The organism is Janthinobacterium sp. 78 (assembly GCF_003096775.1).
Taxonomy (GTDB): domain Bacteria; phylum Pseudomonadota; class Gammaproteobacteria; order Burkholderiales; family Burkholderiaceae_D; genus Janthinobacterium; species Janthinobacterium tructae.
The window spans coordinates 6,028,619-6,051,333 of record NZ_QENT01000001.1 but is presented as its reverse complement, the minus strand read 5'-3'; the positions used below and the strand labels follow the sequence as shown (position 1 = coordinate 6,051,333).

Here is a 22,715-nt window from a genome sequence, read left to right as displayed (position 1 = left end):
ATTTGCGCATGAGTAACTTGCCTGCATCACGCCGCCCGGCCATCGCCATCACCTGTGGCGAACCGGCCGGTGTCGGCCCGGAAATCTCCATACGCGCGGCCTGGGCCATGCGCAATGAAGTCAACTGCATCCTGCTGGGCGACGCTGCCTTCCTGGCGCTGACGGCCAGCCTGATCGATCCGGAGATCCGCCTGGCGGCGCTATCGCTGCAAGCCGTGCGCAACAACGGCCTGCCGCATTTCGGCCCCGGCCGCCTGGCTGTGATCGATATCCCGACTGTCAACAATGTCATTCCTGGCGTACTCGACAAGGAAAACGGGCGCTCCGTGCTGGCGACCCTGGACGCGGCCGTGGAAGGTGTCGCCGCCGGCTGGTTTGGCGCCATGGTCACGGCGCCCTTGCAAAAGAGCACGATCAACGACGCCGGCGTGGCGTTTAGCGGTCACACGGAATACCTGGCAGAAAAAACCAACACAGCGCAAGTGGTGATGATGCTGGCCGGCGAACCCGGCCATGGCGAACCGACCCTGCGCGTGGCGCTGGCCACCACGCATTTGCCATTGAAAGATGTGTCCGCTGCCATCACCCTGGACAGCCTGGCCGTCACCCTCGATATCATTCAGACGGACTTGCAACAGAAATTCGGCATCGCCGCGCCGCGCATCCTGGTGACCGGCCTGAACCCGCATGCGGGCGAGGGCGGTTATCTGGGACGCGAGGAAATCGATGTCATCGCCCCGGCGATTGCCGCGGCGCAAGCGCGCGGCATCGATGCGCGCGGACCATACCCGGCCGACACCCTGTTTCAGCACAAATACCTGATGGATGCCGATTGCGTGCTGGCCATGTACCACGACCAGGGCTTGCCCGTGCTGAAATACGCGACCTTCGGGCGCGGCATCAATATCACGCTGGGCTTGCCGCTGATCCGCACCTCGGTCGACCATGGCACGGCGCTGGACCTGGCCGCGCAAGGGCTGGGGCTGGCCGATTGCCACAGCATGGAGCAGGCCCTGCAAGCGGCGCTCGACATGCTGCGCGCGAGTACCCCGACCAGAGCATAGAGCGTAGGTCGGGTTAGCCAGCACGGCGTAACCCGACGCTGCCTGCTCAACGATCCCGCCGGCCTGTGCCGGCTTTACCGCATTGATAGAAAACACATTATGAAACACGTTGCCCGCAAACGCTTTGGCCAGAACTTCCTGCACGACCGCTTCGTCCTCAACGACATCACGGCCGCCATCGCGCCGCAGGAGGACGATGCCATGGTCGAGATCGGCCCCGGCCTGGGCGCCATGACGGAGCAGTTGCTGCGCCACCTGAAGCACATGCATGTGGTGGAACTGGACCGCGACCTGATCGTGCGCCTGGAGAAGACCTTCAATCCGGCCAAGCTGACGATCCACTCGGGCGACGCGCTGAAATTCGATTTTGCGCAAATTCCCGTGCCGGCCGGCCAGAAGTTGCGCATCGTGGGCAACTTGCCGTACAACATTTCCAGCCCCCTGCTGTTCCACCTGGCGGACTTCGCACCGCTGGTGAAAGACCAGCATTTCATGCTGCAAAAGGAAGTCGTCGAACGCATGGTGGCTGAGCCGGGCAGCAAGGCGTTTGGCCGCCTGTCCGTGATGCTGCAATGGCGCTACGACATGACCTTGATGTTCATCGTGCCGCCGACGGCGTTTGATCCGCCGCCGAAGGTGGAATCGGCCATCGTGCGCATGATCCCCGTGGCCGAGCGCCTGGCGTGCGACCAGGCGACGCTGGAAGCGGTCGTCATGAAGGCCTTCTCGCAACGCCGCAAGGTGATCCGCAACTGCCTGGCCGGCATGTTTACGGAAGAGCAGATCAAGGCGGCCGGCATCGACCCGACCAAGCGCCCGGAAACCGTGGGCCTGGAGCAGTATGTTGCTTTGGCGAATTTGCTGAAGGCACCCGCCTAAGCCCTTGGTTTAACTTAAAACCATTGGTCGACCTGTTGCAGATCCTGCCGTAACGCTGAAAAACAGTCGTCGACATGGTGGTTGCGGCTGATTTCATTGCGCCGCATCAAGGCGATCTTGCGCTTGCACGTAGGCTGGCGCAAGGGCGCCACGTGCAGTTCCTCGTCGTTGAGGAACGTCGTGTACAGGCTGGGCATGATGCCCACGGCGATGCCGGCGCGCACCACGCCATACAGCGACTCGCTGTGGATCATCTGGTACAGGCTCGACGGGCTCAAGCCATGCTGGCGCAGCGCGCTCGAAGCGAATTCCCAGATGCTGCCCTTGGTAAACACGACGATTTCCTGCCCCGCCAATTGCTCCCAGCGCACTTCCTTGAGCGGCGCCAGCGCATGGCGTCCCGCCGTCACCAGCACCAGCTCGTCTTCGAACAGGCCCACGCTTTCCAGCGAGACGGAGCCGGGCACCTCGATGCCCACGCAAAAGTCCAGCTGGCCCGAATGCAGCGCGTGCAGCAAGCCATCGTTGGGCATGTCCGACAGGACGATTTCCACTTCATCGCCATGCCGCTCGCTGTAGCGCGCCACCACCACGGCCGTCATCGCCATGGCCGACGGGATCGCGCCGATGCGGATGCGGTGGCGACCGCTGCCGATGGCGCGCTGGATATCGGCAAAAGTGTTGCTTGCCGTATTCAATAAATGCGTGGCGTAATCGAGCGCCAGCTTGCCTTCGCGCGTCAGTTCCAGCTGGTGGGTTGTGCGGTTAAACAACTTTTTTCCCAGCTGATTTTCCAGCAGCTTGATCGACGCGCTGAGGGCCGGCTGGGTCACGCACAATTCCTGTGCAGCCTTGCTGAAGCTGTTTACCCGGGCCAGGGTGGCAAACGCTTGCAAATGTCGTAAGGAAATCTTCTTGCTCAGTTCATGCATGGGCGTTGCTTATTAGAAAAAGTAATGGATTTATAAAAATAAACAAATTTTCTTATCCCGCAATTTACCATATTCTGGACTGGTCTTTACTTGTCTTGAAAGCAATAATATTCAGGAGAAGCGCCTGGAATGCGGCGCCGGCACGCGCGGCGGCGCGCCAGGCAAGGGACGCATGAATACAATAATTCCAAAAAAACTCAGGGTTTATTCTTTTTAGGGTGGCGGCGATGAACAAATGGATGACGGGAACGATGGTGGTGGGTGGCTTGCTGGCAGCGCAGGGCGCGGCGCAGGCGCAAAGCAGCGTGCAAGTGTATGGCTTGCTGTCGGCCGGTATCGGCTATGTGTCGGATGAGGGTAACGGCAGCCGCACGCATGCGCTGAGCGGCACGAATCAGAATCCCCGCATCGGTTTCCGCGGCCAGGAAGACCTGGGCGACGGCACCAAGGCGATCTTCGTGCTGGAAAACGGTTTTAATGTGATGACGGGCACGGCGTCGCAGAGCGGCCGTTTGTTCGGCCGCCAGTCGTACGTGGGCCTGTCGAGCAACGACAAGGGCACCCTGACCCTGGGGCGCCAGTATGAAGCCGTCAAGGATCTGCTGGGCCCGGTGGTCATCGCCAGTAACGGCGTGCATATCGGCGACAACGACAATGGCTACAACAACCTGCGCGTGCAAAATGCCGTCAAGTATGTCAGCCCGAACATCAGCAACCTGTCGTTCACGGGCTTGTACGGTTTCAGCGAAAACCCGGCAGACTCCAACCGCAACCGCGTCTACAGCATGGGCGCCGGCTACAAGGTCGATGCCTTCAGCTGGGCTGTCGCCTATACCAAGATGGATCACCCGAACAGCCCCGATGCGCCGAATGGCGCCATCGGCAACGACTACGGCAGTTCCCTGTTGATCTTCAATAAAAGCGCCGTCAAGGGCGCCGGCGTGGACAGCCAGGCCATCGCCGGCACGGGAGGCTTTTATAATGTGGGCAGGACCAAGTTTGGCGCGCTGTACACCAACGTGCGCTATCACTACCTGGACCAAAGCAATCTGACCCTGCAAAACGTGGACCTGAACGTAAACCACAAGCTGACGGAAGCGCTGAATCTGGGCGCGTCGTATTTCTTTACCACTGGTAAATATGACGTGATCAACAAGACGCCGAAATGGCATCAGGTCAACTTCCAGGCCGATTACTTCCTGTCCAAGCGCACCGATGTCGCCATCACCTGGAGCTACCAGAAAGCGGCCGGCGACGCGACGTTCGCCCGCGTGTTCGGTTTCGGTGCCTCGGGCGGCAAGACGCAAAGTGTCCTGATCGTCGGCATGCGACATTATTTCTGAGTCTGATTCATCTTTACAGGCGCTGTCCCCCAGCGCCGTCCCCTGAAAGGAAGCATCTTGAAAAAGCACCTCATGTTGGCGTTGAGCCTAGGCTTGCTGGCTAACGCCGCCCACGCGGAAAAACGCGAGCTGGTCATTTCGGCCTATCCGATTGCCCAGCCCTTGTTCATGAAATATGTGTACGAGCCGTTCAAGGCCAAATGCGGGTGCGACATCAAGGTGGAAACGGGGAATAATGCGGACCGCATCGCCAAGCTGGTGGTGCACGCCAAGAATCCGGTGATCGACCTGGTGCTGCTGTCCGATTCCGGCATGCTGGAAGCAGCGCAAAAGGGCGTCATCCAGCCCATGGATTACGCCAAGCTGAGCAATTACAAAGCCCTGTACGACGTGGCGAAAAATCCCATCGGCGGCAACTTCGCCGTCGGCTACACGCTGTATTCGGTAGGCCTGGTGTACCGCAGCGACAAGATCGCCCCGCTGACGTCGTGGAAGGACCTGTGGCGCCCCGAACTGAAAGGCCGCGTGGCCTTCCCCGATGTGAGCACCACGCAGGGCCCGCTGATGCTGCGCATGGCCGATGCGGCCTGGGGCGGCAAGACGGATGACTACGCCACCGGTTTTGCCAAGATCGTCGGCATGAAGGGCAACGTCGTCACGTTCTCGAAAAACAGCGCGCAGCTCGCTGCCCTGTTCGCGCAAGATGAAATCTGGGCCGCGCCCGTGGCGCGCTTCACGTGGTCGCAAATGCTCAAGACGGGCCTGCCCTTGAAATGGAGCATCCCGGCCGAAGGCCAGGCGGCCGGCATGAACGTGATGGGCATCGTTGCCGGCTCCAAGAATGCGGACCTGGCCTACCAGCTGATGGATTTCTGGCTCTCCAAGGAAGTGCAGACGCAGCTGGCGACCAACCTGGTCGACTCGCCCGTCAACAAGGACGTGCGCCTGTCGGTGGCGGCCGCGCAATTCAATACCTATGGCGCCGACCAGATCAATTCGCTGAAATTTGTCAAGCCGGAAACCATCCTCAAGCAGCGCAGCAACTGGATGACGCAGTGGAACAAGGCCATGAGCAAATAGTGGTGACGAGGAGAAAACACCATGTTTGCTGATCCAAAAAAGCGCCTGGGACTGCTGCTGGTCCTGCCGGCGCTGATCTTTATCGTCGTCTGCTTCCTGCTGCCCGTGCTGGCCTTGCTGGTCGACGCCTTCCGTGTCGGCGACGGCATGCAGTGGGGCTTTGACCGCTTCATTGAATTCTTTTCGCAGGAATTCAACCGCACCATCTTCTGGCGCACCCTGCGCATCGCCGCGCTGGTGACGCTGGCGGCCATCCTCCTCGGCTACCCGGCCGCGCAAGCCGTGGCGCGCGTGTCGCCGAAGTGGCGCGGCCTGGTGGTGGGCATGATGATTTTGCCGCTGATGGTCTCGCCGATTGCGCGTACCTATGCCTGGATCGTGCTGCTGGGGCGTAACGGCGCCCTCAACGCGGCGCTGGTCAACATGGGTTTCACGGACGAGCCCCTGCGTTTGCTGTTCAGCGAGTTCGCCGTGTTTGTCGGCTTGCTGCAATTGCTGCTGCCACTGATGCTGATGTCGCTGGCCGGTGCGCTGGAAAACCTGCCGCGCGACGTGGAACCGGCTGCGGCGACTTTGGGCGCGAATCCCTGGCAAGTGTTTTGCAAGGTCACCCTGCCGCTGACGCAGGAAGGCCTGGTGGTCGGCGGCACGCTGGTGTTTACGGGCTGCGTGACGGCTTACGTGACGCCGGCCCTCCTGGGCGGCACCAAGGTGCTGATGCTGGAAACGCTGCTGTACCAGAAGGTCAGCGTGGAGAGCGATTTCGGCGCCGCGAATGTGATCGCCGTCATCCTCGTCTGCATGACCCTGCTGGTCAACGCCGGCCTTAAACGTATTTCCTCGAGCCGGAGCTCCGTATGAAAGAAAGCCTGTTTTCGCGCGCCGTCCTGTGGCTGGTGTTTTTGTTCTTGCTGGGGCCTTTCGCCATCGTCGTGCTGGCCGGCTTTTCCGGTGGCGAAACGCTGGCCTTCCCGCCCGAGTCGTACTCGCTGCGCTGGATCATCGAAGTATGGTCGGCGCCCGAGTTCCGCCGCGCTTTCCAGACCAGCCTGGAAATCGGCCTGATCGCGACCGTCATCGCGCTGTTGCTGGGTATTCCCGTCGCGTATGCGTTTTCGCGCATGCCGCCACCGGGCATCGGCGCCATCCGCCAGATCCTGACGTCGCCGCTGATCATTCCCGCCATCCTCGTCGGCCTGGGCTTGCTGCATCACCTGGTGCTGACCATCAACGCGCCCGTGTATGTGGGCCTGCTGATCGGCCATATCGCGCTGCTGATCCCGTATTCGGTGCGCGTGGTGTACGCCAGCCTGGTCAATCTGCGCGTGGATATCGAGGATGCCGCCATCACCCTGGGCGCGTCGCGCCTGCGCGCCTTCTTCATGATCGTGCTGCCGAACATCCGCAACGCCGTGATCGCCGCCTTCTTCCTCGCCTTCGTCACCTCGTTCAACCAGGTGCCCGTCTCGCTGTTCCTGACGGGGCCGGGCATCAGCACCTTGCCCATCGAGATGCTGGGGCATATGGAAAACAGTTTCGATCCGTCGATCGCTGCCCTGTCGACCTTGCTGGTCTTGTTCACCATGGCCTTCGTGATGGTGACCGAGAAGGTGCTGGGCATTTCTAAATACATGTAAGAGGCAACACACGATGAGTTATCTGGAACTGCACAAGCTGAACCTCGGCTACGCCAAGAACACGACGTCCGTGAAAGACCTGGACTTGCACGTCGAGCAGGGCGAACTGATTTCCCTGCTGGGCCCCAGCGGCTGCGGCAAGACCACCACCATGCGCGCCATCGCCGGCCTGATGCCGCTGCAGTCGGGCCGCATCGTGCTCGACGGCCGCGAAATCGGCAAGCTGGCGCCGAACAAGCGCAATATCGGCATGGTGTTCCAGTCGTACGCGCTGTTTCCGCACCTGAATGTGTACGACAACATCGCCTTCGGTTTGCGCCTGCGCAAGGTCGCGCCGGCCCTGCTGAAAACCAAGGTGGAAGCGGTGATCGCCGCCGTGGGACTGACCGGATTTGAAACCCGCTTGCCGGCGCAGATGTCCGGCGGCCAGCAGCAGCGCGTGGCGCTGGCGCGCGCCATCGTCGTCGAACCGGCCCTGCTGCTGCTCGATGAGCCGCTGTCGAACCTGGACGCCAAGCTGCGCGTGCAGATGCGTGCCGAGCTGCGCCGCATCCAGCGCGAACTGGGCATCACCATGCTGTACGTGACGCATGACCAGGAAGAAGCGCTGGCCCTGTCCGACCGTATCGTCGTCATGAACGGCGGGCGCATCGAGCAGCTGGCCACGCCGGAAGCCGTCTTCAATACGCCGTCGACGCGTTTCGTCGCCAACTTCATGGGCTTTGAAAACCTGTTCGACTACCGCGACGGCGCGCTGCACCACGCGGGCGCCAGCCTGCCGTACACGTCCCTCGTCGCGGCCGGCACCACGGTGCTGGGCTGGCGTCCGGACAAGGTGCGCGTCTGCGCGCCTGACGACGCAGCGGGCCAGTATCCGGGCACCGTGCTGGCGCGGGGCTTCCTGGGCGACACCGTCGAATACCTGCTGCAAACGCCGCTGGGCCAGGTCAAGGGCATTTGCGCGGCCGGTGGCGCCATCTGGCGCGAAGGCACGGCCGTGTCTTTCGTGCTGCCGTCCGACAGCGCCCTGTGGCTGGCTGCCTAAGCTCATTTGGAACCATCATGGACAAACCCTTGAAAAAGATCTGGCTCGATACCGATCCCGGTTTCGACGACTGGCTGACGATGCTGCTCTTGGGCAGCAATCCCGATATCGAGTGGCTGGGCGCGAGCGTGGTGGCGGGCAATGCGCCCGTCGACATCACCTACGACAATGCCTTGCGCATCAAGGCGCATGACGGTTTGACGGTACCGATTTATCGCGGCTGCGAGCAGCCGCTGGCCGGCGTCATCGAGACGGCGCAGCGCATCCTCGGCGACAGCGGCATGCCGACCACGGGAGATACTTTGCCACCGGGCGCGGCCAGTGACGCTGCCGGCCACGCCGTCGACGCGCTGATCGCCGCCGTGCGCAAGCATCCTGGCCAGATCACCATCATGGCGATTGCGCCGATGACGAATATCGCAACCGCGCTGGCCAAAGCGCCCGACATCGCCGAAAAAATCGTCGAAATCATTTTGATGGGCGGCTCGACCGACCAGGGCAACCATACGGCGGCGGCCGAGTTCAATATCTATGCGGACCCGGAAGCGGCTGCCCAGGTGTTCAAGTCCGGCATTGCGCTGCGCATGTTCGGCTTGAACCTGTGCCGCCAGCTGCTGGTGACGAATGCGGAAGTGCGGCAGCTGCGCGCCATCGGCACGCCGCGCGCGCAGCGTCTGGCCGGCTACCTGGAAGCGTATGTGCGCATCCGCAGCGCCGACGGCTCCGTGCCCATGCCCATGTACGACCCGGTGGTGGCCCTGTACCTGGAAGCGCCGCAGCTGTTCCAGTTCCAGAGCGCCCACGTGGCCATCGAATTGACGGGCGAACTGACGCGCGGCATGACGGTGTGCGAATTTCGCGTGCCGCGCCGCGCCGCCATCAACACGCAAGTGGCGATGCTGGCCGATGGCCCGGCTGCCATCGAGCGCCTGATGCGCCGCCTGGCCGCCATTCTCGTCTGACCCACTTCACTACGAAACGAGCTTCATGTCTAATTCACCCCTGAGCATCGAACAGTTTTTACGCGCCATGCCGAAGGTGGAGCTGCATTGCCACCTGTTTGGCACGGTGCGCCAGGCAACTTTCCGCGCGCTGGCCGCCAAGACGGGCAATGTCGTCACGCCCGAGGAAATCGACGCGTTCTATACGCGCGGCGACAAACCGGTGGGCGTGCTGCGCGTGCTGCGCGCGCTCGACGCGCACCTGATCGTTTCGCCGACCGACCTGTATTGCCTCGCGTATGAATACCTGGAAGACGTGCATGGCCACGGCGTGCGCTATGCGGAATTCTTCTGGAATCCGACCGGCACGGTGCGCGTGTCGGGCATCCGCTATGACGCGGCGCAAGACGCCATCGTGGCCGCCATCCGCGACGCGCAGCGCGATTTTGGCGTGATCGGCCGCCTGATTCCCAGCATCGACCGCGAAGCGGCTCCCGCGGAAGCCGTGCAGATGGTGGAATGGATGAAGGCGCACCGCGCGCCGGAAGTCATCGGCATCGGCATCGACTACCGCGAAAACGACCGCCCACCGGAACTCTTCATCGAAGCCTACCGCGCCGCGTGCGAGGCGGGCTTCAAATGCACGGCGCATGCGGGCGAATTCGGCATGCCGTGGATGAATGTGGCGACGGCCATCGAGCAATTGCAGGTGGACCGGGTCGATCATGGCTACACGATTGTCGACAACCCGGAACTGGCGCAGCGCTGCGTGGAGCGTGGCCTGGTGTTTACGGTCGTGCCGACCAATTCGTATTATCTGCGCACGCTGGCGCCCGAGCGCTGGGCGCTCGACCACCCGATCCGCGCCATGGCCAAGCTGGGCCTGAAACTGCATCCGAACACGGATGACCCGACCCTGCACCACGTGACGCCGACGGGCGCCTGGATGATGATGCGTGAATTCGGTTTCGGCCTCGATGACATGCGCGGCTTCATGTTGAATGGCCTCGATGCGGCCTGGATCGATGAGAGTACGCGGCGCGACTGGCGCGTGGAATTTACGCGCGAGTTCGACGCGCTGCGCGCCCGCGTCGCCGACGTCTCTTAAGCTGAAACAGGTGGTGGCAGCAGCAAGGATGGAAACGCCCGCTGCGGACACGCCTGCCGTTCGCATACCTTGCAGCCCGTGCCGATAGGCGTGGCGCTGGAAGGGTCGTGCAAATCGAGCCCCTTCGAATAAATCAGCCGGTGCGCCTGCGAGATGTCGCAGCCCAGCGCCACGGCAAAGGTCTTGCCCGGTGCGCGAAAGCCCGGCGAGGCCGTGCTCACCTGGCGCGCGATCCATAAATACGTGCAGCCGTCGGGCATGCTGGCCACTTGCGTCAGCACTTGCCCCGGATGGCTGAAGGCGTCGTAGACGATCCACAGGGGACAGGTGCCGCCCACCCGTGAAAAGTGAAAATCCGTGGCCGACTGGCGCTTCGAGACATTGCCCGCGCGGTCGACTCTGACAAAGAAAAACGGCAATCCCGCCGCCTCGGGGCGCTGCATGGTGCTCAAACGGTGGCACACGGCTTCGAAACCCACGCCGAACTGGTGCGCCAGGCGCTCGATATCGTAGGCGCGCGTCTCCGCCGCCTGCAAAAAACGCTGGTATGGCATCAGCAGGGCGCCGGCAAAGTAATTCGAGAATGCCAGGCGCGCGCTCGTTTGCGCGGCCGCGCCGGAGAGTCCCGCCGCCAGCACCAGGGCGTCGATCAGCTCGCTGTGTTCGAGCAGGCTGATTTGCGCCGCCATCTGGAAGGCGCGCTGGCCACCCGTCAAGGTATCGGGCAGCCACAGGATGTGTTGCTGGGCGTCAAAGCGGTGTTTGCGCACCATGCCCGCGTCGCCATCGGACAGTTGCACCTGGATGCCGTGGCGCGCCAGCAGCCGGCTTTGCAGCGCGTCGAGCGCGCGCAGCTGCGGATCAAGTTCGCCCGCCACCAGCTCTGCCGCCCGGTCCAGCTCATCGATATAGTTTTGCCGCCGGTTCAGGTATTCGCGCACTTCCTCGTCCGTGGAGGGCGCGGCCGAGCTGGCGCCGCGGCTGCCGTCATCGAGGCGCGCGGCCAGCGTGTCGGCCCGCTCTGCCATCACCCGGTAACGCCGCTGCAGCAGCAGGATGGAACGGGCCAGTTCCGGCATGTTTTCCACCAGCATTTTGAGCTCGGCCATCGAGGTGGGTGGCGCGTCGGGCAATTCGCCGAACACGTCGCGCACGTCGGCCACCAGGCTGGCGCTGTCGTGTTCGGAGAAAATTTGCGGATCGACCCCCAGTACCGTGCCGATGCGCAACAGAATCGGCACCGTCAGCGGGCGCTGGTTGCGTTCCATCTGGTTCAGATAGCTGGGCGAAATGCCCAGGGACTTGGCCAGCGCCACCTGCGTCATGCGCCGTTCTTCGCGCAGCCGCTGCAGGCGCACGCCCATGAAAACCTTTGCCATCGCGTTTCCTCTTCCCCGGTTTGTGGAATCTGCAAATTTACAACATTTGCAGATTAACAGATTCAGCTTTGCATTATCTCGCATTTTCACGCCTTGTTTGCGGCCCGTATTGTGCGAATAATGCAAACAGACCTATCCATAAAACCAGGAGACACCGAGTGACCACGCAAACTACTATTCCGACCGTTCCACTGTTGATCAACGGCGAGTGGGTGGAGTCCAAAACCACCATCTGGCGTGACGTCGTCAACCCCGCCACGCAGGAAGTGCTGGCGCGTGTGCCGTTCGCCACGCCGGACGAAGTCAACGCCGCCATCGCCTCGGCCCAGCGCGCCTTCAAGACCTGGCGCAAGACGCCGATCGGCGCGCGCGCGCGCATTTTCCTCAAATTGCAGCAACTGATCCGCGAAAACATGGCCGACCTGGCCGCCACCCTGACGATGGAACAGGGCAAGACCCTGCTCGACGCGGAAGGCGATGTGTTCCGTGGCCTGGAAGTGGTCGAGCATGCCGCCAATATCGGCACCCTGCAGATGGGCGAATACGCGCAAAACGTGGCCGGTGGCGTCGATACCTACAGCGTGATGCAGCCGCTGGGCGTGTGCGCCGGCATTACTCCGTTCAACTTCCCCGCCATGATCCCCCTGTGGATGTTCCCGATGGCGATTGCCTGCGGCAATACCTTTGTCTTGAAACCATCGGAGCAAGATCCGCTCGTGACGGAAAAACTCGTGCGCCTGGCCTTGCAGGCGGGTATTCCGGCTGGCGTGCTGAACGTGATTCACGGCGGCGAAGACGTGGTCAACGCCCTGTGCGACCACCCGGACATCAAGGCGATTTCGTTCGTGGGATCGAGCAAGGTGGGTACGCATGTGTACCAGCGCGCCAGCCTGAACGGCAAGCGCGCGCAATGCATGATGGGCGCGAAGAACCACGCCGTCGTCTTGCCGGACGCCAATAAAGAACAGACCCTGAACCAGCTGCTGGGCGCGGGTTTCGGCGCGGCCGGCCAGCGCTGCATGGCCGCTTCCGTGGCCGTGCTGGTGGGCGCAGCGCGCGAGTGGCTGCCGGAACTGTCGGCCAAGGCGCAAACCCTGACGGTGGGTGCGGGCAAGGACAATCCGGACCTGGGCCCCGTCATCTCGTGCGCGGCAAAAGAGCGCGTCTTCAGCCTGGTCGCCAAGGGCATCGAACAGGGCGCCGTCTTGACCCTCGATGGCCGCGACGTGAAGGTCGATGGCTATCCGAACGGTAACTTCGTCGGCCCGACGATTCTGTCCGGCGTGAAACCCGGCATGGTCGTGTATGACCAGGAAATCTTTGGCCCGGTCTTGATCGTCGTCGAAGTCGATACTCTCGATGAAGCGATCGCCCTGGTGAATGCGAATCCGAACGGTAACGGCACGGCGCTGTTTACGCAAAGCGGCGCGGCCGCGCGCTACTTCCAGGAAGAAATCGACGTGGGGCAAGTCGGCATCAACGTGCCCATTCCCGTGCCCGTGCCCCTGTTCAGCTTTACGGGCTCGCGCGGCTCCAAGCTGGGCGACCTGGGTCCGTTCGGCAAGCAAGTCGTGCTGTTCTACACGCAGACGCAAACGATTACCCAGCGCTGGTTCACGGACGCGGCCTCGGTGGGCAAGGTCAACACCACCATCAGCCTCAAGTAAGGAGCCGGCATGGACTTTGAACTGAGCGACGAGCAGCGCGAGTTCCAGCAGGCGGCGCGCGCGTTTGCCGAAGGTGAACTGGCGCCGCACGCGGCGCATTGGGATGCGGAATCGATCTTCCCCGTGGAAACCATCGCCAAGGCAGGCGAGATGGGCTTTTGCGGCCTGTACACGCCGCAGCGCTGGGGCGGCCTGGGCCTCTCGCGCCAGGATGCAGCCATCGTGTTCGAGGAGCTGGCCGGCGGCTGTACCTCGACCACGGCTTACATCACGATTCACAACATGGCCACCTGGATGCTGTCGCGCTGGGGCCAGGAAGCCCTGTGCGACGAGTGGGTGCCGGCCCTGGCCGCCGGCCAGAAGCTGGCCAGCTATTGCCTGACGGAACCGCAGTCCGGTTCCGACGCGGCGTCCTTGCGCACCAAGGCCGTCAGGGATGGCGACTTTTATGTGCTGGATGGAACCAAAGCCTTCATTTCCGGCGCGGGCCAGACGGACATGCTGATCGTCATGGCGCGCACGGGCGGCGAAGGCGCGGCCGGCATTTCCGCGTTTGCCGTGCCGGCGAATCTGCCCGGCATCGTATATGGCAAGAAAGAAGAAAAGATGGGCTGGAACAGCCAGCCCACGCGCATCATCAGTTTCGATCAGGTGAAAGTGCCTGTTGGTAACTTGCTGGGCGCGGAAGGCGAAGGCTTTGCCATCGCCATGAAGGGCATCGATGGCGGGCGCATAAACATCGCCGTATGCTCGGTGGGCACGGCGCAGGCGGCCCTCACGCGGGCGCAGGCGTACATGAAGGAGCGCACGCAGTTCGGCCGCGAGCTGGCGCAATTCCAGGCCTTGCAATTCAAGCTGGCCGACATGCTGACGGAACTGGTGGCGGCGCGCCAGATGGTGCGCCTGGCGGCCTGGAAACTGGACCAGGAAAGCCCGGACGCCACCGCATATTGCGCCATGGCCAAACGTTTCGCCACGGATGTGGGTTTTAATGTCGCCAACGATGCGCTGCAATTGCACGGCGGCTACGGCTACATCCGCGAGTACCCGCTTGAGCGCCACGTGCGCGACACGCGCGTGCATCAAATCCTGGAAGGAACGAATGAAATCATGCGCCTGATCGTCGCGCGAGCGATTTTGAAAGACGGCGCCACGGAGACCTTACGATGACTAAAGTGTATACCAACTTGCTGCTGGAACGCCGTGGCCACACGGCCCTGGTAACCCTCGACAACCCGCCCGCCCACACGTGGACCCAGGCCAGCCTGAACGCGCTGACCCAGCTGGTGGCCGACCTGAATGCCGACCCGGACGTGTACGCGCTCGTGATCACGGGCGGCGGCGCGAAGTTCTTCTCGGCGGGTGCCGATCTGAAAGTGTTTGCCGACGGTAACAAGGACACGGCATTCGCCATGGCCGCCGCGTTTGGCGAGGCGTTCGAGGCGCTGTCCGCGTTTCGCGGCGTCAGCATCGCCGCCATCAATGGCTATGCCATGGGCGGCGGGCTCGAATGCGCGCTCGCTTGCGACATCCGCATCGCCGAAGAACATGCGCAGATGGCCTTGCCGGAAGCGTCCGTCGGCCTGCTGCCGTGCGCGGGCGGCACACAGCACTTGCCGTGGCTGGTGGGCGAAGGCTGGGCCAAGCGCATGATTTTGTGCGGCGAAAGAGTCGATGCGGCCAAGGCCCTGGCCATCGGCCTGGTCGAGGAAGTCGTGCCTACCGGCAAGGCTGCCGCCACGGCGCTGGCGCTGGCCGCCAAGGTGGCACGCCAGAGCCCCAGCAGCGTGACGGCGTGCAAGACCCTGATCCAGGGCGCACGCAGCCATCCGCTGGTCAATTCCCTGCCCGACGAACGCACCCTGTTCCTGGGCTTGTTCGATACGCAAGACCAGAAAGAGGGCGTGCAAGCGTTCCTGGAAAAACGTCCGGCGGAGTGGAAGAATGGCTGAAAGTACCCTGATTGAGACCGTCAAGATAGAAGTACGCGACTGTCCCGGCGGCATGAAGCTGGGCGTCATCACCCTCGATGCACCGAAGTCCTTGCACGCGCTGACGCTGGAGATGATCCGCGCCATCGATGGCGCCCTCGTGCGCTGGGCGGACGATGCACAGATCGCCTGCGTGGTGCTGCAGTCGTCGACCGACAAGGCTTTTTGCGCGGGCGGCGATGTGCGCAGCCTGCGTTCGGCAGTTGCCGAGCAGCCTGGTGTCGTGCCGAATCCGCAGGCGCTGGCCTTCTTTGCCGAGGAATACCGGCTCGACCACCGCATCCATACGTATGCAAAGCCGCTGCTGGTGTGGGGCGGCGGCATCGTCATGGGTGGCGGGCTGGGGCTGATGGCGGGCGCCAGCCACAAGGTGGTGACGGAAAGCACGCGCATCGCCATGCCGGAAATTACGATCGGCCTGTTCCCCGATGTGGGCGGCAGCTGGTTCCTGGGCCGCATGCCGGGACGCAGCGGCCTGTTCCTGGGCTTGACGGGCGCACCGATGAACGCGGCCGATGCCCTGTTCACGGGCCTCGGCGACTATTTCCTGCACCAGGAAGAGCGCGCCATGGTGCTCGACTCTCTGGCGCTGGCGCAATGGCAAGCCAGCCCGCAGGCGAATCACCAGCAGCTGGGCCGTTTGCTGCGCGGCTTTTCGGCGCCGGTATCCATGCTGCCTGTCTCGGAAGTGCGCGCCAACTTCGACGCCATCGCCGTGCTGACGCAAGCGCCTACCTTGCCCGAAGTGGTGGCCGCCATTGCCGCCTATGACGGCGACGTGGCCTGGCTGCAAAAGGCGGCCCACTCGCTGGCCAAAGGCGCGCCCACTTCGGCCGCTTTGGTCTGGGCCATGCGTGACCGCACGCGGCACATGAGCCTGGCGCAAGTGTTCCAGCTGGAACTCATCGTTGCCGTGCAATGCTGTGCCCACGCAGACTTTAGCGAAGGCGTGCGCGCCTTGCTGATCGACAAGGACAATACGCCGCAATGGCAGCCGGCCAGCCTGGCCGACGTCGGCGCAACGTATCTCAATGAATATTTCACGGCGCCATGGGATAGCCATCCTTTGCGCGACCTGCAGTAAAAGAACAGGAGATTTTTACCATGCAACATATCGCTTTTATCGGCCTTGGCAACATGGGCGCGCCGATGGCCCGCAACCTGGTGGCCGCCGGCTTCCATGTGTCCGTGTTCGACCTGGCGCCAGCGGCAGTGGCGTCGCTGGTTGAAGCAGGCGCCACGGCGGCCGCATCCGCCAGCGCAGCCGTGCAGACGGCCGACGCCGTCATCACCATGCTGCCAGCCAACAAGCACGTGCAGGAACTGTACCTGGGCGCCGGCGGCGTGCTCGACTCGGCCAAGCCCGGTGCCTTGTTCATCGATTGCAGCACCATCGCGGCTGACGTGGCGCGCCAGGTGGCGCAGGCGGCCAGTGAGCGCGGCTTTGCCATGCTCGATGCGCCGGTCTCGGGCGGCACGGCGGGCGCGGCGGCCGGCACCCTGACCTTCATCGTCGGTGGCAGCGTGGCGGCCTTGCAGCAGGCGCGTCCCTTGCTGGAAAAGATGGGCAAGAACATCTTCCATGCGGGCGAGGCGGGCGCTGGCCAGGTGGCGAAGATTTGCAACAACATGCTGCTGGGTATTCTGATGGCCGGTACGGCCGAGGCGCTGAACCTGGGCGTGGCGCATGGCCTCGATCCGAAAGTGTTGTCCGACATCATGGCCAAGAGTTCTGGCCGCAACTGGACCCTGGAAGTGTACAACCCGTGGCCCGGTGTCATGGACGGCACGCCCGCGTCGCGCAATTACACGGGCGGCTTCGGCACGGCGCTGATGCTGAAAGACCTGGGCCTGGCGCAGCAGTCGGCATTGTCGGCAAACGCGCCCACGCCCTTGGGCGGCCTGGTGCGCCAGCTGTACCAGATGCATGCGCAAGCCGGTTATGCGCAGCAGGATTTCTCCAGCATCGTGCACATGCTGCAGCCTGGTTTGCAAACGCCTGCCGCCTGAGAAATTTTGGGCAAAAAAAAAGCCCGCTGGTAAAAGCGGGCTAAATCCAATTCTTGGAAGAGTTGGAGGAGACAGATGCATTATGCTGCATCGCCACATATAACTCCAATTTATCTTTGTAATATCAATTATATATTTACGTGATATCTCTTCCGGGTAGCCGCATGGCGGCTACCGTTCCCGCACCTCAGGCCGGATTACAGGCGATCTGTACGGTGGTGACGTTGGCGCTGCCCATGGTGCCAGCGCCTGTGCCTGGCTGTACGACGCACAGCAGCCCCTTCGGCTGGGTGGAGACGCCGACGCCATAGGTAGTACCATCGGCGACAGCGCCGACCATGGTAAAGGTCTTGGCATCCTTGGCCACCGTGGTTGTTACATTACCGTTAATCAGCACCAAGCCGTCTACCGTCAGGCCGGAAATCGTGCCGCTCACGCTATACGTATTTTGTGAACAAGAAACAGCGGCGCTGATGTTGACGTAATGGCCAGCCGAACCGGAGCCATTACTGATGCCGCAAGTCATATGGGCCGGTTGTTGCTTGAAGGTGATGTTGTAGTCGGTGCCATAGTCGATGCGCTTTTTAAAGGTAAACGAGGTCTGGCCGGCTGCAATCGGCAGCTCTTCTCCGCCATTGGCCAGGATCAGGCCATTGTTGTTCAAGTTGCTGACGGTGCCGCTGACATCATACGAGGCCTTGCCGCCGCAAGCGGCCAGTCCCAGGGTCAGCAGCAGCGCGGCGAGTGGGCGCAGGCAGGATAACTTCATGTATTTCTCCAAAATTAGGTGACGGATCGCAAGGATTACTGCGGCGTGCAGTCGAGTGTGGCCGCGGTCGTGGGGGCAGAGCCCATCGTGCCGACCGTATCGCTGCCGTCGGCACTGGTGGAACCCTGGAAGCGGCACGTCAGGCCCGTTGGCTGTGGAGGCAGTATGGAAATACTGTATGGGGCGCCGTCAGCGACCTTTTCGAATGTGTAGGAGTCGGCGCCAGCCAGGGGGCTGATGCCGTTGGGGCCCATCACCAGGTGCAAGCCGCCGGCGGTCAGGCCCGTGATCGTGCCGGTCAGCGGGTAGGTATTGGTCACGCAGCTCACCACGGCCGTGCTTGCGGAATAGCTCGTTGCCTTGCCGACACCGTTGGTAATCGTGCACACGGCGCCCTTTGGCTGCTGCGCGATGCTGATGTCGTAGCGGTCATCGGTCTTGACCAGCTTGGTGAATACAAACTGGGACTGGCCTGCAGGAACGGACAAACGTTCGCCATCATTCAGCAGAATCAGGCCATCTTTTGCCAGATTGGAGACTTGGCCACTCAGATACAGGTTGCCGCCGCTGCCGCCGCAAGCTGCCAGTGTGACGGCGCAAGCCGCCGCCAGCATCGAGCGCAGGTACAATTTTTTCATACATTCTCCAAAACGAATCAGGTTGGGTAGCGCAACGCGGACGCTGGCGCCGCATTGGAATGGCGCCTATTTTAGTCTATCTGGCAAGCCGAATGATCTTGCCTTGTATCACCCTGTAACAATTTTTCGCCGGGAAGCGCTGGCCCGGCCCCATTTCACGGAGGCGCAGCCAAGCCGGCGGCGGCGATCGGTGCGACAATAGCTACACTCTGCGCAGCGTGACGCAGCATCCTATTGTGAGTCCCATGTCTCTTGCCCCTGTCAAACCCGCCGTGCCGCCCAAGGCCATCCTGTTCGATCTCGACGATACCTTGTGGCCCATCGCGCCCGTGATTGCCGCTGCCGAAACCCTGCTGCATGACTGGCTGGCCACGCATGCGCCCCGGGTGGCGCAGCAGTTTTCCATCGAGGTGCTGCGCCAGCACCGCCTGGCCATGCTCAATGCGCAACCGCATTTCCATGGCAATTTGATCGAGTTGCGCCGCGCCGGCCTGCTGTCGGCCTTCGAAGCTGCCGGCGAGGATCCCGCCCTGGTCGAGCAGGCCATCGTGCACTTCCTGGCCGCGCGCAACCGTGTCCAGCCGTATGACGACGTCTTGCCTGGCCTGGCCTGGATGCGCCAGCGCATGCTGCTCGGCTCCATCTCGAATGGCAATGCAGACCTTGAAATTATCGGTTTGGCGCAGCATTTCAAGGTATCGATCGCCGCCAGCGAGTTTGGTGTGGCCAAGCCCGACGCCAGCATCTTCCTGGCCGCCTGCGCGGCGCTGGACGTGGCGCCGCATGAAGCCGTGTATGTGGGCGACGACCTGTATTTCGACGTGACGGGAGCGCAGGGGGCGGGCATGCGTGCCGTCTGGATGAACCGCAAGGGCAGCGATGCCCACCTGGCCGCCGGCGTGCAGCCCGACGCCATCTGCGGCAACTTTGACGAGTTGCTGCTGTGGCTGCAGGGGCAACTGGAAGATTGATCGCCGCAGGGCGGGCGAACGTGCATAATAGGTGCTGTTACTGCACGTTCGGCCACTGTTGTTGCCGCTTGATTAACAATGTGTTTGTTTAAAGAATATTTGCTTACCTGAGACACCATGCAACTCGATACACGTGCCCAAACACTGCTGAAAGCCCTGGTCGAGCGATATATCGCCGACGGCCTGCCGGTCGGTTCGCGCGCCTTGTCGAAAATTTCCGGCCTGGACCTGTCGCCGGCCACGATCCGCAACATCATGGCCGATCTGGAAGAGCTCGGTTATGTGTCCAGTCCGCACACCTCGGCCGGACGCATCCCCACGCCGCGCGGCTACCGCATTTTTGTCGACACCTTGCTGACCGTCCGGCATCTGGACGAACACATGGTGGAGTCGCGCATGCGCCTGCAGACGCCGCAGCCGCAAAAAACCATCGCCAACGCGGCGCAGATGCTGTCGTCGCTGTCGCAGTTTGCCGGTGTCGTGCTCAGTCCGCGCCGCGAATCCGTGTTCCAGCAAATCGAATTCCTGCGCCTGTCCGAAAAGCGCATCCTGCTCGTCATCGTTGCCCCCGGCGGCGACGTGCAGAACCGTTTATTGCTGACGGAGGCTGATTACACGCCGGCGCAACTGGTGCAATCGGCCAACTATATCAACCAGAATTATGGCGGCCTGTCATTCGACGCCGTGCGCGTACGCCTGCAGGGCGAACTGCGCCAGTTGCGCGACGACATGGGCAGCCTGATGCAGGCGGCCGTGGAAGCGGGCAGCGAAGCGATGGCCGACCATAGCGACGACATGGTGATTTCCGGCGAACGCAACTTGCTCAGCGTGAGCGATCTGTCATCGAATATGCATTCGCTGCGCCAGATGTTCGACATGTTCGAGCAAAAAACGGGCTTGATGCAGTTGCTCGACGTGTCGAGCAAGGCGACGGGCGTGCAGATTTTCATCGGCGGCGAATCGAACCTGGTGCCGATGGATGAGATGAGCGTGGTGACGGCGCCGTATGAAGTCAACGGCAAGATCGTGGGAACGTTGGGGGTGATCGGACCGACGCGCATGGCCTACGAGCGCGTCATTCCGATCGTCGACATCACGGCTAAATTACTGTCGAGCGCACTCAGCCATCATTAATCGTACTGCCAGCCGCCCCGTGGGAGCGGCAAGCGTGGGTCAGGCGGTTTTATGCGGGCAAGCCGTCTTGATGCAGTTACCGTAGATGGCCAAAGCGTGTTCGGCGATCTTGAAGCCGCGCTCTTCAGCCACTTTTTGCTGGCGGATTTCGATCTCTTCGTCGAAGAATTCTTCGACCCGGCCACAGTCGAGGCACACCAGATGGTCGTGGTGGGAACCTTCGTTGAGTTCGAAAATCGCCTTGCCGGTTTCAAAATGGTTGCGGTTCAGCAAGCCTGCCTGTTCAAACTGGGTCAGGACACGGTAGACAGTTGCCAAACCGACATCCATATTGTCGGCCAGCAGAATTTTATAGACGTCTTCTGCTGTCAGGTGGCGTACCGGGCTACTCTGGAAGATATCGAGTATCTTCAGGCGTGGCAAGGTGGCTTTCAGGCCGCTTGCCTTGAGATCACTAGGATTGTTACTCATGTTTGTTGCTCGTATGTGGGTCAGGTGCTTTATCATATAGCGTTTTGTCGGGGAGTGCCAAAATATGCATTTTTTGGCAGGCCGGTCACTCCTGGCGTTTTGTTCATCCAATTGAGGTCATTTATGCGCGTAACACCGGCTGTATTGCCATCTCTCTGGCACCGTATTTCATTTCGAGCACCAGTCGTGGCAGGCATGGTCTGTGTCGCGCTGGCCATGTCCGGCTGCGCCAGCCGTGGCATCCTTGGCGAAAAGCCGGCAGCCAGCCAAAAAGAAGGCAAGGAAGTGGTTCCTGAACAGGGCGCACAAACGACTACCATTACGCCGTTGCAAAAATTCATGTGGTTTTTCTCGCCGTATCGTCCTGATATTCAACAAGGCAACTTTGTCTCCGAAGAGATGCTGGCCCAGTTGAAAGTGGGCATGACGCGCGATCAGGTACGTTTCGTCCTCGGCACCTCGTTGCTGACCGACATTTTCCATGCCGACCGTTGGGATTATCCATTCCGCCTGGCCCGGGGCAGTGGCGAAACCACGAGCAGCCGCGTGGTTGTGTTCTTTGATAAAGAAGGCAAGGTGGCACGTTTCGAAGGCGGCAACTTGCCGACCGAGAAAGAATACATCGACCGCATCGCCGGTCCGTCGCCGTTCGCCAAGCTCGCCAAGGCCGATGTGCCTGCCACCGCCGTGCCGTCGCCCGTGGCGCCGAGCGCCGTGCCCGTGCCGGCCGATGCCGCTCCTGCCATTCCTGTGAGCAAGCCTGACGTTGCACCTGCAACGGCGCCTGCCGCCGAGCCTGCACCTGCTGCCGAACCCACCAAATAAGTTGTTGTAAGAGAATAAAATGACTGAACTGAAAATCGCCATCGCTGGCGCCAGTGGCCGCATGGGCCATATCCTGATCGAAGCCGTCAGCAACGCCCCCGACGCCGTGCTGGCCGGTGCGCTCGACCGCGCTGGTTCACCGTCCGTCGGCCAGGACGCCGCCGCTTTCCTGGGCAAGCCGGCTGGCGTGCTGATCGAGTCCGACCTGGCCACCGGCCTGGCCGGCGCCGATTACCTGATCGACTTCACGCGTCCCGAAGGCACTTTGCAGCATCTGGCGTATTGCGCCGAGCATGGCATCAAGATGATCATCGGCACCACCGGTTTCGATGACGCGGGCAAGGCGGCCATTGCCGCCGCCGCTGAAAAGACGGCCATCATGTTCGCGCCGAACATGAGCGTGGGCGTGAATGTCACCATGAAGTTGCTGGAACTGGCGGCGAAAAGCCTGTCCGAAGGCTACGACATTGAAATCATCGAAGCGCATCACCGCCACAAGGTCGACGCGCCATCGGGCACCGCCCTGCAAATGGGTGAAGTGGTGGCCGGCGCCCTGGGCCGCGACTTGAAAGAATGCGCCGTGTACGGCCGCGAAGGCGTGACGGGCGAACGCGATCCGTCGACCATCGGCTTTGCCACCATCCGCGGCGGCGATATCGTCGGCGACCATACGGTGCTGTTTGCCGGTATCGGCGAGCGCATCGAGATCAGCCACAAGTCGAGCAGCCGCGTCACCTACGCCCACGGCGCGCTGCGCGCCGCGCGTTTCCTGGCCGACAAGCCGACCGGCCTGTTCGACATGCAGGATGTGCTGTCGCTGAAGAACTGAGG

General features: G+C 62.1%; 23 protein-coding genes. 18 read left to right on the top strand and 5 right to left on the bottom strand.

Annotated features, from left to right (window positions below):
* The first annotated feature begins 17 nt into the window (after positions 1–17).
* Together pdxA and rsmA are read left to right on the top strand one after the other, a co-directional pair.
* Positions 18–1,064 carry a 4-hydroxythreonine-4-phosphate dehydrogenase PdxA gene (pdxA, locus tag C8C92_RS26635; protein WP_243420375.1) on the top strand — a complete coding sequence of 349 codons (1,047 nt, stop codon included), beginning with the start codon at positions 18–20 and terminating at the stop codon, positions 1,062–1,064.
* A gap of 99 nt (positions 1,065–1,163) precedes the next feature.
* A complete protein-coding gene (rsmA, locus tag C8C92_RS26630) occupies positions 1,164–1,943 on the top strand; it encodes a 16S rRNA (adenine(1518)-N(6)/adenine(1519)-N(6))-dimethyltransferase RsmA (RefSeq protein WP_096238100.1) in 780 nt (259 codons plus the stop codon).
* A 14-nt stretch (positions 1,944–1,957) separates the two neighbouring features.
* Here rsmA and C8C92_RS26625 read toward each other — a convergent pair whose 3' ends face one another.
* Positions 1,958–2,875, bottom strand: a complete 918-nt coding sequence (locus tag C8C92_RS26625) for a LysR family transcriptional regulator (protein ID WP_099761907.1) — start codon at positions 2,873–2,875, stop codon at positions 1,958–1,960.
* 227 nt (positions 2,876–3,102) lie between these two features.
* Between C8C92_RS26625 and C8C92_RS26620 the strand changes: the two genes are divergently transcribed.
* The 7 genes from C8C92_RS26620 to C8C92_RS26590 are packed head-to-tail and all read left to right on the top strand — an operon-like array spanning position 3,103 to position 10,029.
* Complete coding sequence (locus tag C8C92_RS26620) at positions 3,103–4,218, top strand: porin (RefSeq protein ID WP_243420374.1); 1,116 nt, start codon at positions 3,103–3,105, stop codon at positions 4,216–4,218.
* 57 nt (positions 4,219–4,275) lie between these two features.
* Complete coding sequence (locus C8C92_RS26615; RefSeq protein ID WP_243420373.1) at positions 4,276–5,298, top strand: ABC transporter substrate-binding protein; 1,023 nt, start codon at positions 4,276–4,278, stop codon at positions 5,296–5,298.
* A gap of 21 nt (positions 5,299–5,319) precedes the next feature.
* The gene (locus tag C8C92_RS26610; RefSeq protein ID WP_099761910.1) at positions 5,320–6,159 is read left to right on the top strand and encodes an ABC transporter permease; all 840 of its coding nucleotides are present in this window, start codon (positions 5,320–5,322) and stop codon (positions 6,157–6,159) included.
* Positions 6,156–6,935, top strand: a complete 780-nt coding sequence (locus C8C92_RS26605; RefSeq protein ID WP_034778814.1) for an ABC transporter permease — start codon at positions 6,156–6,158, stop codon at positions 6,933–6,935. The genes C8C92_RS26610 and C8C92_RS26605 overlap by 4 nt, the downstream gene beginning before the upstream one ends.
* Positions 6,936–6,948: 13 nt before the next feature.
* Entirely contained in the window at positions 6,949–7,980 is a 1,032-nt protein-coding gene (locus tag C8C92_RS26600; RefSeq protein ID WP_116745739.1) for an ABC transporter ATP-binding protein, read from the top strand.
* Positions 7,981–7,997: 17 nt separating this feature from the next.
* Positions 7,998–8,942, top strand: coding sequence for a nucleoside hydrolase (locus C8C92_RS26595; RefSeq protein ID WP_243420372.1), 945 nt, complete (start codon positions 7,998–8,000; stop codon positions 8,940–8,942).
* A 25-nt stretch (positions 8,943–8,967) separates the two neighbouring features.
* On the top strand, positions 8,968–10,029 hold the full coding sequence (locus C8C92_RS26590) for an adenosine deaminase (RefSeq protein WP_116745738.1): 1,062 nt from the start codon (positions 8,968–8,970) through the stop codon (positions 10,027–10,029).
* Here C8C92_RS26590 and C8C92_RS26585 read toward each other — a convergent pair.
* Positions 10,026–11,408 (bottom strand): short-chain fatty acyl-CoA regulator family protein, encoded by a 1,383-nt coding sequence (locus tag C8C92_RS26585; RefSeq protein WP_116745737.1) that lies wholly within the window; start codon positions 11,406–11,408, stop codon positions 10,026–10,028. The genes C8C92_RS26590 and C8C92_RS26585 overlap by 4 nt on opposite strands.
* Before the next feature lie 158 nt (positions 11,409–11,566).
* Here C8C92_RS26585 and C8C92_RS26580 point away from each other — a divergent pair, with 158 nt between their 5' ends.
* The 5 genes from C8C92_RS26580 to mmsB are packed head-to-tail and all read left to right on the top strand — an operon-like array spanning position 11,567 to position 17,076.
* Entirely contained in the window at positions 11,567–13,075 is a 1,509-nt protein-coding gene (locus C8C92_RS26580; RefSeq protein ID WP_116745736.1) for a CoA-acylating methylmalonate-semialdehyde dehydrogenase, read from the top strand.
* A gap of 9 nt (positions 13,076–13,084) precedes the next feature.
* On the top strand, positions 13,085–14,245 hold the full coding sequence (locus C8C92_RS26575; protein WP_071075240.1) for an acyl-CoA dehydrogenase family protein: 1,161 nt from the start codon (positions 13,085–13,087) through the stop codon (positions 14,243–14,245).
* Positions 14,242–15,027 (top strand): enoyl-CoA hydratase, encoded by a 786-nt coding sequence (locus C8C92_RS26570; protein WP_116745735.1) that lies wholly within the window; start codon positions 14,242–14,244, stop codon positions 15,025–15,027. Before C8C92_RS26575 ends, C8C92_RS26570 begins: the two co-directional genes overlap by 4 nt.
* Positions 15,020–16,150 (top strand): enoyl-CoA hydratase/isomerase family protein, encoded by a 1,131-nt coding sequence (locus C8C92_RS26565; protein WP_116745734.1) that lies wholly within the window; start codon positions 15,020–15,022, stop codon positions 16,148–16,150. The genes C8C92_RS26570 and C8C92_RS26565 overlap by 8 nt, the downstream gene beginning before the upstream one ends.
* 20 nt (positions 16,151–16,170) lie before the next feature.
* The gene (mmsB, locus tag C8C92_RS26560; protein ID WP_099761918.1) at positions 16,171–17,076 is read left to right on the top strand and encodes a 3-hydroxyisobutyrate dehydrogenase; all 906 of its coding nucleotides are present in this window, start codon (positions 16,171–16,173) and stop codon (positions 17,074–17,076) included.
* 187 nt (positions 17,077–17,263) lie between these two features.
* On the opposite strand, the gene C8C92_RS26555 is transcribed toward mmsB, so the two are convergent.
* Entirely contained in the window at positions 17,264–17,845 is a 582-nt protein-coding gene (locus C8C92_RS26555) for a hypothetical protein (RefSeq protein WP_099761919.1), read from the bottom strand.
* Positions 17,846–17,880: 35 nt separating this feature from the next.
* Entirely contained in the window at positions 17,881–18,483 is a 603-nt protein-coding gene (locus C8C92_RS26550; protein ID WP_116745733.1) for a hypothetical protein, read from the bottom strand.
* A 245-nt stretch (positions 18,484–18,728) separates the two neighbouring features.
* Between C8C92_RS26550 and C8C92_RS26545 the strand changes: the two genes are divergently transcribed.
* Complete coding sequence (locus C8C92_RS26545) at positions 18,729–19,454, top strand: HAD family hydrolase (RefSeq protein ID WP_165829555.1); 726 nt, start codon at positions 18,729–18,731, stop codon at positions 19,452–19,454.
* A 117-nt stretch (positions 19,455–19,571) separates the two neighbouring features.
* Positions 19,572–20,588, top strand: coding sequence for a heat-inducible transcriptional repressor HrcA (gene hrcA, locus C8C92_RS26540; protein WP_035822689.1), 1,017 nt, complete (start codon positions 19,572–19,574; stop codon positions 20,586–20,588).
* A 39-nt stretch (positions 20,589–20,627) separates the two neighbouring features.
* Here hrcA and fur read toward each other — a convergent pair whose 3' ends face one another.
* Complete coding sequence (gene fur, locus C8C92_RS26535; RefSeq protein ID WP_099761922.1) at positions 20,628–21,059, bottom strand: ferric iron uptake transcriptional regulator; 432 nt, start codon at positions 21,057–21,059, stop codon at positions 20,628–20,630.
* A 123-nt stretch (positions 21,060–21,182) separates the two neighbouring features.
* On the opposite strand from fur, the gene C8C92_RS26530 reads away from it, so the two are divergent.
* Together C8C92_RS26530 and dapB are read left to right on the top strand one after the other, a co-directional pair.
* The gene (locus C8C92_RS26530) at positions 21,183–21,884 is read left to right on the top strand and encodes an outer membrane protein assembly factor BamE (RefSeq protein ID WP_243420371.1); all 702 of its coding nucleotides are present in this window, start codon (positions 21,183–21,185) and stop codon (positions 21,882–21,884) included.
* Positions 21,885–21,903: 19 nt separating this feature from the next.
* Positions 21,904–22,713 carry a 4-hydroxy-tetrahydrodipicolinate reductase gene (gene dapB / locus C8C92_RS26525; RefSeq protein WP_092711959.1) on the top strand — a complete coding sequence of 270 codons (810 nt, stop codon included), beginning with the start codon at positions 21,904–21,906 and terminating at the stop codon, positions 22,711–22,713.
* Positions 22,714–22,715 lie beyond the last annotated feature (2 nt).